13 protein-coding genes are annotated in these 16243 nt (G+C 42.5%); 6 read left to right on the top strand and 7 right to left on the bottom strand.

All coding sequences use genetic code 11. The features are described 5' to 3' along the window. Positions 1 to 40: 40 nt before the first annotated feature. Positions 41 to 1249, bottom strand: coding sequence for an LPS export ABC transporter permease LptG (gene lptG, locus HCZ91_RS05235; RefSeq protein WP_179798570.1), 1209 nt, complete (start codon positions 1247 to 1249; stop codon positions 41 to 43). After that, positions 1249 to 2577 (bottom strand): LPS export ABC transporter permease LptF, encoded by a 1329-nt coding sequence (gene lptF / locus HCZ91_RS05230; protein WP_179798569.1) that lies wholly within the window; start codon positions 2575 to 2577, stop codon positions 1249 to 1251. Before lptF ends, lptG begins: the two co-directional genes overlap by 1 nt. 493 nt (positions 2578 to 3070) lie before the next feature. Here lptF and HCZ91_RS05225 point away from each other — a divergent pair, with 493 nt between their 5' ends. The 4 genes from HCZ91_RS05225 (at position 3071) to sstT (ending at position 7565) form a co-directional block, all read left to right on the top strand. Then, positions 3071 to 3688: a cysteine hydrolase family protein gene (locus tag HCZ91_RS05225; protein ID WP_179798568.1), complete on the top strand. Its 618-nt coding sequence runs from the start codon at positions 3071 to 3073 to the stop codon at positions 3686 to 3688. A 225-nt stretch (positions 3689 to 3913) separates the two neighbouring features. Beyond that, the gene (locus HCZ91_RS05220; RefSeq protein WP_179798567.1) at positions 3914 to 5569 is read left to right on the top strand and encodes a leucyl aminopeptidase; all 1656 of its coding nucleotides are present in this window, start codon (positions 3914 to 3916) and stop codon (positions 5567 to 5569) included. Positions 5570 to 5576: 7 nt separating this feature from the next. Beyond that, entirely contained in the window at positions 5577 to 6068 is a 492-nt protein-coding gene (locus HCZ91_RS05215; RefSeq protein ID WP_179798566.1) for a DNA polymerase III subunit chi, read from the top strand. Positions 6069 to 6362: 294 nt separating this feature from the next. Further along, on the top strand, positions 6363 to 7565 hold the full coding sequence (sstT, locus tag HCZ91_RS05210; RefSeq protein WP_057757687.1) for a serine/threonine transporter SstT: 1203 nt from the start codon (positions 6363 to 6365) through the stop codon (positions 7563 to 7565). Positions 7566 to 7646: 81 nt separating this feature from the next. On the opposite strand, the gene HCZ91_RS05205 is transcribed toward sstT, so the two are convergent. From HCZ91_RS05205 to HCZ91_RS05190, 4 genes are all read right to left on the bottom strand, one after another. Further along, complete coding sequence (locus tag HCZ91_RS05205) at positions 7647 to 7970, bottom strand: chaperone modulator CbpM (protein WP_179798565.1); 324 nt, start codon at positions 7968 to 7970, stop codon at positions 7647 to 7649. A 100-nt stretch (positions 7971 to 8070) separates the two neighbouring features. Continuing rightward, positions 8071 to 9096: a DnaJ C-terminal domain-containing protein gene (locus HCZ91_RS05200; protein ID WP_179798564.1), complete on the bottom strand. Its 1026-nt coding sequence runs from the start codon at positions 9094 to 9096 to the stop codon at positions 8071 to 8073. 151 nt (positions 9097 to 9247) lie between these two features. Further along, positions 9248 to 11302 (bottom strand): DUF4105 domain-containing protein, encoded by a 2055-nt coding sequence (locus HCZ91_RS05195; protein WP_179798563.1) that lies wholly within the window; start codon positions 11300 to 11302, stop codon positions 9248 to 9250. 128 nt (positions 11303 to 11430) lie between these two features. Beyond that, positions 11431 to 11922 carry a DUF3015 family protein gene (locus HCZ91_RS05190; protein WP_179798562.1) on the bottom strand — a complete coding sequence of 164 codons (492 nt, stop codon included), beginning with the start codon at positions 11920 to 11922 and terminating at the stop codon, positions 11431 to 11433. 499 nt (positions 11923 to 12421) lie between these two features. Here HCZ91_RS05190 and HCZ91_RS05185 point away from each other — a divergent pair, with 499 nt between their 5' ends. Further along, positions 12422 to 12784, top strand: coding sequence for a septal ring lytic transglycosylase RlpA family protein (locus tag HCZ91_RS05185; RefSeq protein ID WP_057757673.1), 363 nt, complete (start codon positions 12422 to 12424; stop codon positions 12782 to 12784). A gap of 72 nt (positions 12785 to 12856) precedes the next feature. On the opposite strand, the gene HCZ91_RS05180 is transcribed toward HCZ91_RS05185, so the two are convergent. Further along, on the bottom strand, positions 12857 to 14878 hold the full coding sequence (locus HCZ91_RS05180) for an ATP-binding cassette domain-containing protein (protein WP_179798561.1): 2022 nt from the start codon (positions 14876 to 14878) through the stop codon (positions 12857 to 12859). 928 nt (positions 14879 to 15806) lie between these two features. On the opposite strand from HCZ91_RS05180, the gene erpA reads away from it, so the two are divergent. Then, on the top strand, positions 15807 to 16187 hold the full coding sequence (erpA, locus tag HCZ91_RS05175) for an iron-sulfur cluster insertion protein ErpA (RefSeq protein ID WP_179798560.1): 381 nt from the start codon (positions 15807 to 15809) through the stop codon (positions 16185 to 16187). The last annotated feature ends 56 nt before the right edge of the window (positions 16188 to 16243 follow it).

The following is a 16243-nucleotide window of genomic DNA, read 5'->3' as shown; positions in this document are numbered from 1 at the left end:
AATTTAGCGTGCTTTTTATTTTGTATGATTAACTGTCATCTTACATCTGGCGTTTTATCAAATATCCGCCTAATAGCGCGCTGCCGATAATCGGCAATAGCACCATAAGCATCGGTGAAAAACCTGTCGCCAGCGATACAAATCCGACTAAGTCCTGAATATAGCTGAATAGTAGTCCAAACAATAATGCCACGACGATACGTAAGCCTAAGCTGTGCGTCCGTAGCGAACCAAAGACAAACGAGCAAGCGACAATCACTAGCGACAATATCGACAATGGCGATAGTAGCTTTTGCCAAAATGCGACTTCATGATCTAAAGAGCGATTGCCCTGTTGACGCATAAACGTACGATGCTCATACAGCTGCGTCAATGACAAATCCTCTGCCTTACGCGTCAGCAGATACACAGACTCTGGGGCAAAGGGTAAGCTTAGCGTATCTGATGGTGAAACGGCTTGGCTACTCTCAAAACCTTGATTGATAGAGAGCTTAACCATATCGTTTAATTGCCACTCGTAACGATACTGCTCGCTTGGCTTTTCGCTATTCACATCAATTGGTTTACGGCCAGTATACTTTCCACCTTCCGCATGGACAGCAGTTTGTAAATTGCCATTATTATCTAGATGCCAGCGTTTCACCTCGCCAATATTACCCGCGACATCAGCATAATCAATATATAAAATATCGCTACCATCAGGTGTGGCACTGCCATTCTCTGCGGTTTCGAAACGTGGCTGTATCGTCCAGTAACCGCGCACTGATGTGACCAGTGAGGTGCTGTCTTCATCATTAATCTGTTTTGCCAACTGATTAGAAGACGGTAGAACGAACTGATTGATAGCTAATGCCAATAGTACAAATATCAAAGCGGGCTGCAATACCCAACCGACGATACGATAGATACTGACCCCAGCCGCGCGCATGACGACCAGCTCGCTTTTATTAGCCAGCAAGCCCAATCCTATGACAGCACCCAGTAGCGCACCCGTTGGGATAAATTGCTCTAAAAAGTAAGGCGAGCGATAAAAGATATATTTGAGCGCCTCGCCCATGGTGTAATTATCATCTAACGAGTCAAGCTCTGATAAGTAAGAGAAAATCAGCTGCAAGGCCCATAAACCAATGACGGCAGCGATAATAGCCAATAGAGCGTTGAGTTTGACATAGCGACTGAGGACTTTTAGATTGGCAGGTTTTTTAGCCAATTGATTAGACTTGGCTGACTTAGCAAATAAAGAGCGCATTAAAACTGCCCTCCTTGTGAGCTGTTGTTCTGATTGTCTATGTCGCTAACTGAACCAGTTGCGGCAGCGGCTAGCCTATTTTCTTGTTTGCGAAAGCGCAATCGATGTTGCACGCGGCTACCCCAATTCATATAAAGCGCCAATGCCATAAACCCTAAGATGAGCCATGCATATGCCCATACGCTGATGCTATCTTTACTCACTGCGTTTTTGAGCGAGATGATACCTAATGCACAGCTGACAAATAATAAGATAGAAGGAAACAAGCGCAGCCAACGTCCTTGACGCGGACGGACTTGCGCCAGTGGCACGGCCAACATAGGCGCGATAATCATCAGCCATGGTAGCGCCAAACGATAGCCAAGCTCACCTTGTGCAGCACGCATTGCACTATTCGTGCCTGATGGTGAGCTACTCGTAGCGGCTTGCCATAATGGTCCAATCTTTTGCGTTTCAATATTGTCTTCGGTGATCACTTCCTGTGAAGACTCAGTCAAGGTAATGCGATAACGATCAAAAGCGACTTGATTATATTTGAGACTGCCTGCGCCAACTTCGTAACGACGTCCCTGAAACAGATCTAACTGGGTCACGCCGCTATTGCCGGTATCCACTTGCTCAGCACGCTTAGCCAGCGTGATAGTGTCTTTGCTAATGTCCTTTGCACCACTATTTATAATATCTTTAGGGATATCTGAGATGCCAATCTGTTCGGCTGTTTCACTGTCAATCGTATTATTCATATCAGTAGCAGTGGCAGTAGCAGTGGCAGTAGCATTAACACTTTCAGCAGCACTACCTTTTTTCGCCGGTTCAGATTGGATCAAGATCACATCTTGCAGTTTTTTCTTATCATCGCTGAGACTACCCACGTATAAATGGTAATTACCGCTACTGATAAACTCGTTCGGACGAATCAAATCAAATGCACTGGTCAATGCTTGCTGCTGCCACACAGCCTCAGACGAGCGAACACCCCAAGGCTTGCCAACGACAGATAGCGCCGCTTCACCAACGAACAGCGCCAATATTAACGGTGTCATTAACCGAGCAAGCCGACCTCGAGACACGCCACTAGCATTGATCACTGCCATTTCTTGATCAACATACAAGCGACCAAATACCAGCATCAAAGCGATAAAGAATGCTAACGGTAAAATGAGCTCTAAAAAATACGGTAGGTTATACCCAATGATAGTAAACAGTAGGCTGACGTCCAAACGACCTTCAGCAGCGATGCCAAAATAGCGTATCAAACGACCGCCGAGCATCATCACTACCAAAAACCCCAACACTAAGGCAGTGGTCGAGGCAACTTGTTGTGTCATGTAGCGGCGTAATATCACAATGGGTACTCTTAAACGGTTGGTATGTGCGCAATTGATGATGAGCTTATTGACTATTTAGGTCGTACGACGACATATCATCAGCATGATATGGGTCATTTACATACTCAAATAACGGTAAACGTTACTAAGCGACTGGTTAGTCATACTCAATAAACACAAGCGACAAATATAGCCGCTAATGCTAGCATGTTTTGCCTAAAAATGGCTGTGAAATGTGTTTGAAAACATTACCTACACCTTGCTGAGAACGCATTATTGACAGTAGGTGATAAATATAGCAAATATTGGATAAATAATTGATAAAACCTCAAATTACATCGAATTGATAGTATTTATGGCGTTAAGTTTTTGCTTTATTTATTTTAGAAAGGTTTGTTTGTCATTCGTATCATCGAACATTTATCTCTGTTATTAATTGCTAGACTGACTGATAGAAAAATATACTTATATCGTCAAACGGAGAATAATACTAATGAATAAAACGACCTCTACACCTTCTACCCTACTTGAGCTCGCTGGCGGCACTTTTGATGCGCTTGACTGGTCAAATTGCGCACTCGTTCTTATCGACTATCAAAATGAATATGTCGATGGCGCTATGCCATTAGGGGACGCTGGGGCAAAAGCCATCGCCAATGCGCGCCTAGTACTCGATAAAGCGCGTCAGCAAGGTTTACCTATCTTCCACATTACTCATCACGGCGCAGAGAATGGCAATGTCTTTGATCCTTTATCAGCTAACGTTGAGATAGTCGAACAGTTGCAGCCGCAAGATGGTGAAACAGTGATTGCCAAAAAGCATCCGAATGCCTTTTATGATACGCAATTACAATCACTGATTTCAGCAGCAGAAAAGAAGCAGATTATTTTTGCGGGTTTTATGAGTCATATGTGCGTCAGCTCAAGCGTCCGCGCCGCATTTGATTTAGGTTTCGATAGTTTTGTCTGTCACGATGCCTGTGCCACTCGCGACTTACCGAGTGCTACAAGAAAGCCGATAAGCGCTGAAATCATGCATGATACTGCCATGGCAGCACTACAAGATAGATTTGCCGCGATGGTAACAACCGATGAATTGGTCAATGACTAGTATGTTGTCATCATCGAAAAATGATAATGTAACCGTTAAACCATAGCGTAAGTTAGTACAGCATAATAATTCAAACGTATTACCCAAGACTTGCTAACTGCGCACGATTATCGCAATATGCTACACTACTGTGATTGCTCAACAGACCAAATAATTTAATAATCTGACAGGTATAAGCAGTCATTTAAATCCTGCAATTTTCATAACTCTAATAAGGATAACTATATGAATATCAAATTATCTCAGCATTTACCAAAGACCCATACGCAAAAAATCCTGAAAAAAGAAGCCAAAAGTAAAGACGATGCTTGTCTGGTTGTTTTAGTCGATGACAAGAAAAACATTCTGGCTGAATCTGTGCTAACCGAATATACCACTCGTATTGAGCAGCTGATTGAAGTATCTCACTTCAAGGGCACTACCTGTGAGACTGTTGCTGACTACGCATTAGCAGGTGATAAAAAGACCACTAAGCAAAACCCTGTACAACTGCTATTGGTCGGTGTAGGTAACACTGATAAGTTCAACAACACCGTACTGCAAAAAATCGCCAACACTATCTATAGCAGCACACAAAAGCGTGTGTCTTCTATCACTGTCGCCTTAGGTGATGCATTAGAAGAAAACCACTTTGGTCAATTTGCCCTTAATCTGTTGGCAGCTAGCTACCGCTTTGACAAGTATAAGTCTGAGCAAGCAAGTCCTGTATTGACTGATGTTTATCTATTAGCTGATGAGTCACTACAGCCTGCACTTGCCTTTGCTCAGTCAGTATTTGCTGGTCAGAGCCTCACTCGTGATGTGGCCAATGAGCCTGGCAATATTTGCTTCCCAGCTTACATGGCTGAACAAGCTCAAGAGCTTGCAAAAACTTATCCTGATCTATTAACCGTGAAGGTACTAGGTGAAGACGAGATGTCAGCGCTAGGTATGCATTGCTTCTTGGCCGTTGCACAAGGCTCTACCAAAGAAGGCAAGCTGGTACTCATGGAGTACCGTGGTAAATCAGAATTTAGTTCAGATGCAGGCACTACCGAGCAAACCACTAGCAACGCAAAAGTAAGTGGTCTAAAGGCATTGGCCGATAAACTACCAACCAAAAAGTCAGCTAAAAATGCAAGCAAAAATAGTAATGACAATGCACAAGCGACCAATGACGACGCACCTATCGTATTAGTCGGTAAAGGCGTTACCTTTGATTCAGGCGGTATCTCAATCAAGCCAGGTGCGGCGATGGATGAGATGAAGTTTGACATGGGTGGTTCGGCGTCAGTACTTGGTACAATCAAAGCCTTATGTGAAGCGCGTCTACCAATCAACGTCGTTGGTGCGCTAGCCTGTGCTGAAAACATGCCATCAGGCGATGCAACGCGTCCAGGTGATATTGTTAAAGCGATGAATGGCAAATCAGTCGAAATCTTAAATACTGATGCTGAAGGTCGTTTAGTACTAGCAGATACCTTGTGCTACGTGCAGCGTTATCAGCCAAAAGCCATCATCGATGTTGCCACCTTGACTGGCGCTTGTGTGGTTGCACTAGGCCATGTGCGTTCAGCCGTATTTAGTAATGATGAAGATGTGCTGTTTGATTTAGAAAATGCCAGCAACCTATCAGGCGATCTTATCTGGCATATGCCTTTAGATGACGAGTATCAAGCTCAGATTGATTCACCAATCGCTGATATGCAAAACATCGGTGGTAAAGGTGCTGGTGCCGTAACTGCCGCCTGCTTCTTATCGCGTTTCATTGAAGAAGGTCAAGCATGGGCGCATTTAGACATCGCTGGTACTGCATGGAACTCAGGCAAAGACAAAGCAGCCACTGGACGTCCTGTGCCACTGTTTATGCAATATCTAAAAAACAGCGCAGAGATGGCTTAATCCATTTATGAAAATTAGTTTTTATGTATTAAGTGAAAGTAAGGCCCAAGATTTCTTGGGCTTTATTTGTCAGCTGACTCAGACGGCGCTTAACAAAAGCGCTCAGTCTTTGCTGATTTTAATTGAAGATGAGACATTACTAGCAAATCTAGATACGGCACTTTGGGCTCAAGAGCCTACGAGTTTTATACCACATCAATGTCTTTCTGATAATGACAATAAAAGTACCAGTGATAGAGGTACTGATGATAGTAACATTGCTACTTCTGAAGTATTAGCGCCTGTGCTACTAGGCAATCATATGCCAGCAGATTTTAATGGTATCGTGCTCAATACAACGACACGTCCCGTCAACGATTTTATGGCTGCTACTAATAATTCAAAACCTTCCCGAATCCTTGAGCTGATCCGACCTGATGCTACAAGTACACAAGAAGGTCGCAACAAATATAAAGCCTACCAGCAATTAGGTTACGATCTGACCCACTTTAAGGTGTAGCTCTGCCGTTTATTTTCCCTCGTATCTTCTTCTATTTTTGCAGCAAAACATACTCTTTACGCTATATATCGCTAATTCTGCTTTCTTATGAATGAAGTATTTTGAGTAGTCAGCTCTTGCCTATAGGTGCTGCATTCTTTTTTATACTAGTTGTACAACTCTACTATTCCTCTATTTGCATGCGACAGCTACTGCTATGAGCGGTATGCGAATATGTCAAAAAATGCTACCATTCTTCGATAAATTTTCTGTTGTGACAATTCACTTACTTTTAACGGACTTGAGGGTGTACAGATGCGTTCATTAATTGCGATGTATCAGCGTATAGGGCTGGTGCCGCTTATTATTATTGGTTTGGTGTTAGGGGTATTGATTGGTTGGCTAGCGCCAAGTATCGGCACCGCCATAGGGTTGCTCGGTACACTCTTTGTCGGTGCCCTAAAAGCAGTCGCTCCCATCCTAGTATTTATTCTGGTTATGGCAGCCATTAGTCAACATCGCAGTGGCAATGAAGTCTACGTAAAGCCGGTGCTCATCATGTACATGTTCGGCACTTTTTTGGCAGCACTAACGGCAGTCGGTGCCAGCTTTTTGTTCCCGACAGAGCTGGTCTTGATCAACGCCGATATCGCACAAGTACCACCTGCTGACTTAAAAGAAGTTTTGACGAACTTGCTCATGAACTTGGTCGCCAACCCGATCAATGCAATCGCCGAAGCCAACTACATTGGTATCTTAGCATGGGCAATTATTATCGGTTTTGCACTGCGCCAAGCCAGTGATACTGCTCGTAATGTTGTCGGTGATTTCGCTGATGCCATCTCACAAGTGGTTAAATGGATTATTGCTTTAGCCCCATTTGGTATCTTAGGCCTAGTCGCTAGCACGGTTGCTGAGACAGGCTTTGCTTCTTTGGCAGGCTACGCACGTATCTTGATGGTATTAATCAGCTGTATGTTATTCATTGCGTTGGTTGCCAATCCGCTTATTGTCCTTATTAAAACGGGCAAAAACCCTTATCCGCTCGTATTCAGATGTCTGCGCGAATCAGGAATTACTGCCTTCTTTACACGCAGTTCAGCGGCCAATATTCCAGTCAATATGAACCTTGCCCGTAAGCTTGGATTGCATGAAGACACTTATTCGGTGACCATTCCACTAGGTGCCACGATCAATATGGCTGGTGCTGCAATTACCATTAACGTCTTAACGCTTGCTGCTGCTCATACGTTGGGTATCGAAGTGACATTTGCATCAGCGCTGCTACTCAGTCTGGTTGCTACGATTAGTGCTTGCGGTGCTTCTGGTGTTGCTGGTGGTTCGTTGCTATTGATTCCGCTCGCTGCTAGTTTATTTAGTATTCCAAATGATATTGCGATGCAAGTAGTTGCGATTGGCTTTATCATCGGTGTAATTCAGGATTCAGCTGAGACTGCCTTGAACTCTTCAACTGATGTGTTGTTTACAGCAGCAGCGGATCCTACTTATTCGCGTTAATTTTTGCTGACGTGTTTTATATAGATATAAAAAAAGGGCCTTTATAGGGTCCTTTTTTTATGTGGTATTTTACTGTTTTGGTTACTTTAGACTGTCTATATCGACTTCGATGACTGGTGTTTGCTGCTCTATTTGACGTTTAAGTTGGCGCAGTTGCTCAACCTCATCTAACAGCTCAAGTATCAATCCAATGGCAGGTACGCTGGCTTCAAAATCACGACTCAATCGCGATGCACGGCGCACTGTCGTCAGCTGATAACCAGTAAATTTTTCATGCTCTGGTACATCATATTCAATGATATTTTCTTCGATTAATTCGATGACCCATTGGCGCTCTTGGCCACAGGCAGAGACCAGTTCATCTAAGCTCATGATGATGTCTGTAAATTCAGTCGAGTGGTTCATAGCTATTATCCTCGTTTTCTCTTTATTTCATCGGTATCGTGTTCATCTCTGCTATTCGTCTATTACTTCAGTAATAAATAATGGTTGCTCATAATCTCGTTTAACGACTAATATTGGTATCAGCAAAGGCTTGTTTTAGCTGCTCATAAGCCTGTATCGACGCATCGTTACTGACATCAGGATTGACAATATTTAGAGTTAGATACAAGTCGCCTGCTTGCTTGGCAGGAATACCTTTGCCTTTAAGACGTAAATTGCTACCGGACTTGCTATTCTTAGGAATGGTCACACCAAGCGTACCCGCTGGCGTACTGACATTGATTTTTTCACCCAATGCCGCTTCCCACGGTGCAATATTCACAGTTTGATAAATGTCTGCGCCTTCTATACGAATACTGGCATCATGACGAATTTTAACCTTCAAAAACAAATCGCCATTTTTGCCATTACTGCTACCAGCAGCACCTTGCCCTGCTAAACGAATTTGCTTACCATCAGTGATACCTTTAGGAATTTTTATCTTAAGGGTTTTATTATCGTAGTCGACATTACCATTGGGCTGACGAACAGGGACGTTTAGCTTAATACTATAGTCGTCGCCACTATATACTGAAGACAAATCAACGGTAATCTCGGCATGCTGATCTTGACCTTTGCTGTCTTGCGTCCCAAAGCCACCACCAAATTGATCGAATCCGCTGCTTTGAGAGCGACTGCCCGTTTGTCCACCAGTTGACCCACGTGCGCCGCGACCAAATGCTGAAAAAATGTCATCGAAGCGAAAACCACCATCACCAAAGGCCTCACCGTCACCAAACTGATCTTTGATATCTTTCCAGCGAAACCCACCTTGATCCGCATCAGTTTGCCCACTGCCACCAAACCCACTTGATCTACTTTGACCTGCGAACGGATTATTGAGCATAGCGTCATATTCGGCGCGCTTGTCTTTATCTCTGATCGTTTCGTAAGCGTTGTTTATTTCTGCAATTTTATTATCAGCATCTGGATGATCACTGACATCGGGATGATACTGGCGAACGAGCTTACGGTATTTTTTTTTGATATCAGCGTCTGAGGCGTCTTTTTTGACCCCTAAAATGTCATAGTAGTTTTTCTCTGCCATGTTATTTTCCCCAAAATAAAAACATATTAGTGGTATCAGTCTGCCAATTTCAAACGATACGGTATAAATGGCTACTAGATTTTGCTATAGCAATTTTTGTAGCCTACTTATCATCATAACAATAATTACAACAAACACCGTTATATAAATATTACCAATAGTGATGCCAAGCGACTGCAGCATCTATCTTATCTGAATCACCTAACACTACGCTATTATCGGCCATCACAGTGTCTGAATATGTCATTATAAGCCTAGCATCGTTATTCTTTGATAGCTGCTGGCGTAATGTTAATTTGGCAACATCAATAGCAGCGCGCCCTTCTCGCTTTGAAGTTACGTAAGACAATTCAGCACTTTGGTTATTACGTTTCATACGTAAGCCAAGCTCAATACCGATATCTGCGTGTTTATCTTGATCATGGGCCGTCGCATTGACCATACCATAGCCAAGTATATGTTTACCAAACTTAGCGCCTGCGCCAACGCCAACTTGTGCGTAAGGGCTATGTCGATTACCAGTAAACGTATCTGTACGAGCACCTGTTTTTAGTTGCCAAGACAGTTTAGGTTCGCCTAATAACGGTTGTCTAAGATCTTCAATCTGCTGCATGTCTAAAAATACGAAATCCGTCAATGTCCATTGATGCATATCAAAGCTATAACCCAGTGACGCTTTTACGGCTTCAAAACGTTTATCAATATCTGTATGAGCGTTCAGTGGGTCTTTTACAAATAACGATAAACCAACTTCTGCCCTCTCCTCAGATAAAACGACTGTAGTCTGCGTGGTTTTGTTACTCAATGCTGGAGAGGGTTTGTTTGGTACAGGCAGCTGAGCCAAACCATTGCTAGCTGGTAGCGCAAAACGCTGACTGAGCAATTCGCTTTTGAGAGCTCTCTGCTTCGGTGTATCGTCTTGCGTGATTTTATAAGTACGATGTAAGATCAGAAAATCAAGCGCAATTGCCTTATCGTCCGCGTTTAAAGTAGCAAGCGGGGCAGTGCTTTCTGTACGAATGACAGAGTTTATGACGGCTTGTATTGGCTTAGATAATTGTACAAACTTCTCGCGCAGTTGCGTTTGTTCAGAGGGCAAATAGCGTACTGAAGACACTAAGGAATCAGCGCCGTTATCGTATTCTAATAGCTGATCGAATACATAGTCTGGCGCATACCAAGGACCTACTCGCTCAGTCGTTTTTATGTCGCTTATCAGCTCAAGTATCTCTCCTGAGCGATAACCACAATTTTGTTTGATGAAGTAATAGTCAAAGCGAGCGGACTTTGCTTCGTATAAATGATAGTTCAATAATTGTGTTTCAAAGGCATCTAGATTGAGCACGTACTCCCACATATCACGTTGCTCGTTCTTGGAGTATACCGCGTCTTGTTTAAAAAATTCCGTCTCTGAAAACCCAGCATCATAAAACCCAAATAGTCCTTTTAGCGCGTACATTGCACCGTTCTCATTTTCTGGAATACGAGCGCCGAAGTTGTATGAATTATTAAGTAAGTCCTCGCTAGATAGCTCTCTAACATCACTGTTCGTATTATTTATATTATCTATAGACGTGTTGGTTTTGACCAGTACATGACCAAATGAAGAAGCTGGGTTTTTTAGATAGCTGCTTACTAGGATCAGGCTTATTTCTTGATTCGCATCGGGTAATTTTGAGCAGTTTTTGAGATCGACGTTCAGTTCTGGTAAATGATGATTAAGCCATAAATATCTGGCTGGATACTTACAAACTACGCCCTCATTATTCATTTGCTCTATCGTTGCTATAAGCTCTGCATAGGGGTCAAAATTACGTTTCGAACGAGGCTTGGGATTGGTTAAATAAAAATCTGGTGAGATGACTTCAGCCTTGCCATTTTTATAAAACAATAAATGTTGCCACTGGGAGTGCTTAGCCAATGATTTTAGTTTTATGGGATCAATAGCGGTATTTTTTTGAGAGTTTCGGTTTTGCTCTTGTATCTGCGATTCAGTGAGTCGTTGTACGCTTTGCACAATATCTGACAAGTTCTCGCGATCACTTGAAGTCATATCTACTGCGATAGACGAAGCATTACTAGAAGAGAATTTATTTTCTTTATCTACTGTTACTGGATCTGAAGCATAGGCATTCGTTTCATCAACTTCCGCATTGCAAATAGTCGTTGCAGCCAAGCAAGCCACCCATAAAAACATCTTTTGCATTTTATTTAGATACCATAAATACATGAGCAATAAAAAACACGTAAGCACTAGGTTTACGTGTTTTTATCATTAAATTATCAAAATTTTGAGTATTAAACTAAAAACTTAATACCTAGCACTTTCAATATTTAGATAGTACAGCTTTGCTTAACGATGCTAAATAGCGTCTCAGCATTTTGATCTTGCGTAGCAGTACGATAGGCAGAAGTCTGAGTATATTGACCATACTGTGCGCGTACGCTAGCGGCTGAATCACAGTTAGCAACACTTTGTAGAGCAGATAAATGAGCACCTTGGCCTGAAGCTAGATCTTTTTCAACACTTGGGAAGGCTTCTTTAATCAAAACCGCAGCTCTAACGTTACCACCTTGGCAAGTTTCAGGAGACATAGAGTCAGAAGTAGCAGCCGTAGTACCTAAATCCCAAGTCACGTTAGAGATAATAGCTAAGATAGGGCTAGAATTACCAAACAAAGCACCACCAATACCACACTGCTTATAAATCTGCTCGATAGTGCGACCAGTTTCTGCCGTTTTAAAGCTAGAACCAAGATCGGCATTAGCTGCGCTAAATGGAATCATAGCAGCAACAACTGAAGCAATCGCAATTTTCTTTAACATAAAACTTCCTCGAAAGACGATAAAAAATAGATTATTTGATAAAAAATCAAACTTATTATGAGTATATTTGATAGATACTCTAGAATAATGTCTAACCTTATCCATTCTACAAAATAGTAAGAATATAGCAAGGTTTTTTTACATTATATTATCTATTTCTACTTGAGCTTTCATAACGATAATTATGCTATATCGATAGATTTGGTCTTTATATATTACCTATTTATATTGTATTAATAGCTTTCCAGTATTTTGTCGGCTTCTTTATGAGAATCACTCTTTATAAGTCTAATTTTAGTATCTACGTCATCATTATTTTTGCTAAAAAATAGCTATTTTTCCTTAAAAAACAGCTATTTGACCTCATGAGTTTTTTACACAGCAGTAATAATATGACAAGCTAGCTCTTGTAGAATCCCCTATTATTCATACTCATAGGGAGTATAGATAACGTAGGCAAGAGCATCTGTCTATTTTATTAATTGCTTAAAGGTATTAAATGTCTTATTTAATCAAGTCTTTGGTTGTCACTTTATCGCTACTACTTAGCACCACAGTTTTCGCTGCCAATACCAGTTACTACGGTAGTAAGTTTCATGGCAAGCGCACAGCGAGTGGCAGCATCTTCAACATGAACTCTTTAACCGCTGCACATCGCACGTTACCGTTCGGCACGAAGGTACAAGTAACCAATCAAAAGACAAAGCAGAGCGTCGTTGTAAAAATCACGGACAGAGGACCTTTTATTAGAGGTCGTATCCTTGATTTATCAAAAGCCGCTGCTGGTGAAATAAACTGTCAGCTTTGTACGACCACGATGGAAATACTGTCGTACGGCGATGGCAAATATCGTAAGGAATAATGTAATAAAAAAGGGATGGCTTATGCCATCCCTTTTTCATGTCTGCCTATATAACTAACTATCTATAACGCTTTATGCGAACTTAGCTTCCATCTCTTCTAAAGTCGTCATTGATAGTAGTAATTTTTCTTCATTATCACTATGTTGCTGCTGTAGCGCTGTTTGCTCATTGAGCAATACAAGCAAGTCAGACTTACGGCTCTCTTCGTACAGATCTGTATCAGCCAGTTTTTCTTCCAGCGTTACAAGCTGCTTATCAATCTTAGCCAGTGTTTTTTCTGTTTGCTCTATCTCGCGGCGGATAGGTGCTGTCATTTTACGTTGTTCAGCGGCTAGCTTACGCTGCTCTTCTTTACTAAGTGCAGGCGTCGCAGCTTTACTATTTGATGAGTTATCAGATGCTTTGTTGCTTACTTGGCTACTGTCTGTTTCACGTGAAACAAACTTCTTACTCTCTTTTTTACTTTTTTTCTTACCGGTATTCTTATCTGATGCGTTCTCTTGCTTGCGCTTCTCTGCTAGCCACTTGCCATAGTCACCAATGTCGCCATCGAACTCTTCGATGATGCCATCATGTACTAGATACAGCTCATCACAGACATTGGCAATTAGTTCTCGATCATGCGATACCAGTACCACTGCGCCTTGGAAACCTTGCAAGGCTATGGTCAACGCTTGACGCATTTGCAAGTCTAAATGGTTGGTTGGCTCATCGAGTACAAGGACATTTGGACGTTGCCAAACAATTAACGCCAAGGTCAAACGCGCGCGCTCACCACCAGAGAATAGCTCGCTTGGGGTGTCAATACGCTCACCGCGGAAGTCAAAGCTACCCAAAAACGAGCGTAGCATCGCATCGGAGGTTTTACCTGCTAGGCGACGTAACATCTCTATAGGTGTTGCTTTGGCATCTAGGATATCCATTTGATGCTGATTGAAATAGCCTAGCTTTAGGGTATCCGAAACACGATATTTCCCTGTTAGTACGCCAAGCTCACCGACTAATGCTTTAATCAGCGTTGATTTACCAGCGCCGTTCATACCCAGTAAGCCGAGACGGGTATCAGGGGTTACCTGTACATTGGCATTATGTAGAAGCGGTGTCTCGCTATAGCCAATATCTGCGTTGGTCAGCTCAATCAGCGGTGAGCTCATGTTTGCTGGCTCATAGAACTGGAACGAGAACGGGTTGTCAGCCATCATTGGTGACAGCTCTGCCATGCGCTCTAACTGCTTAATACGGCTCTGTGCTTGCTTGGCTTTACTGGCTTTAGCACGGAAACGACGAATAAAGTCATCCAAGTGAGCCTTTGTCGCTTCTTGCTTTTCAAACGCTTGCTGCTGCTGCGCCATACGTTCGTGACGGGTACGGATAAACTGCTGATAGTTACCAGTATATAGAGTGATTTTTTGTTGCTCGACATGCAGGATATGACCGACTGTCGCATCCAAAAACGCTTGGTCATGCGAAATCACAATGACCAAACCCATATAGGCATTGATCCATGTTTCAAGCCACAAGATAGCGTCCAAGTCCAAATGGTTGGTTGGCTCATCGAGTAACATCAAATCAGCACGGCTCATCAAGGTTTTGGCGAGGTTTAAGCGCATACGCCAACCACCAGAAAACCCTTCTACGGGCAGCTCATGCTGGCTAGTCTTAAAACCAAGACCTGCCATAATTTGTGCCGCTTTGGTCGGCGTACGATATCCGTCGATTTCATCGAACTGCTGGTGTAGCACACCAATTTGCTCATCACTGACACTGCTCAAATCGTTTAGCGCAGCATTAATTTCATACCACTGCTCATCACCGCTCAATACATAATCAATTGCAGACTGCGTCGTAGCACCAACTTCCTGTGCCATATGCGCCACATGCCAGCTATCAGGAATACTGACTTCACCTTTATCAAGGGTGACTTCTGTATCGCCTGTACCCATCTGCGTCAGTAACAGCGCAAATAAAGTAGATTTGCCTGTGCCGTTGTTGCCCGTCAGTCCAACTTTGTGACCTGGATGGAGCTGAAAGCTTGCACCTGCAAACAATTCACGACCATCACGGCGAACACCAACGTCTTTAAATTCGATCATATAATTTCTTCATCTCAACAATAATATAGATATAGGGCAATAAGAAACACACATAGGGTATGCCAACTGGCGGCTATTATTTCAAACGCTTGCCACATAGGCAAACAATTAAATAACTATTTCAAAACTAAGTATTTATTACGCCAAACACCTTATGTTGTACAAGCGACTCTTGAGCTCATACATGGTTGTTACTATTATAAAGGTTATGGCCGTAAAATACCGTAATATGACTAATAAGCTTTAAGACTGCCTAATATTATTAAGTAGTGTTTTATATAGGGCGTGTTGAACATTCAAATGTGGTGCTGGCAGTGACTATTTTTTAGACAATATGCCGTGAAATTTTTGATGCCTAGTCATTCTAGGTTAAACAATTTCGCCATGTATTGGCAAAAAAGAGTACTGCCCTGAAAGGCTGATGCTAAAATCACCCCAAAGGTCGTTACAAGCCTAGTTAAGGTCTCGACATTATCGTCGGCTTGCGCCTAGTTTGGTGCAATTTTAGCGATCAGCAGCCCTAATATTTGAATGTTCAACACGCCCTAGTCACACGCTATCATTTTTTAGTCTGGTTATTGGTTTAGCCCCTTGACGCAGTTATTTTAAAAAACACAATATCAAAAATGGAACACTGCTATTCATTAGTAAAATTCAGTAGTTGCATCACTCTTGACAAACGAATCAGCACCCCCATTATGATATACTGCTAAAAGATAAGTGCCCACTATCAATAGAGCCAATAAAATATTGTAGTGGCACAAATACTATTTTGAAATTGCACAAACAGCTTATAATGCACCAATAGCTTTGCCATAATGACAGCACCCAATTAAATCAAACGCCGTGCGTATCTTTATTTGCAAGTACCCTATTGCAAACCCAAACAGGACGACGACCGCATTTGATCCTAGCAACTGAGGTAGATATGAACGAATCAGCCAACCAATTTAGTCCAAGCTCAAGCCAATCAGTAGACCCAACCGTATTAAGCCTAACTGATAGTGCGGCGCAAAAAGTACGCCGTCTACGCGAAGAAGAAGGTGATAGCGATCTTATGTTACGTGTCTATGTGACGGGTGGCGGTTGTTCTGGTTTCTCTTACGGGTTTAACTTTGCCAACGATCTAAACGAAGACGATGCCAATTTTGATAATGGGGATGTGACGTTAGTCGTCGATTCGCTAAGCTATCAATACTTGCAAGGCTCTACCGTTGACTATACCGAAGGTCTGGAAGGTGCACGTTTTGTGGTGACCAATCCAAATGCCACGACCACGTGCGGCTGCGGTTCGTCATTCTCTATATAAGCCAAATAGACGCGGTCGCGCTATGGTTATTAAGATAATGCGGTAGTGTGCCAATA

Origin of the sequence: Psychrobacter sp. BI730, assembly GCF_013414195.1 — a bacterium.
In the GTDB taxonomy this organism is placed as follows: domain Bacteria; phylum Pseudomonadota; class Gammaproteobacteria; order Pseudomonadales; family Moraxellaceae; genus Psychrobacter.
Note: the sequence above shows the minus strand (reverse complement) of the source record. Positions and strands in the feature narration are given on the sequence as shown.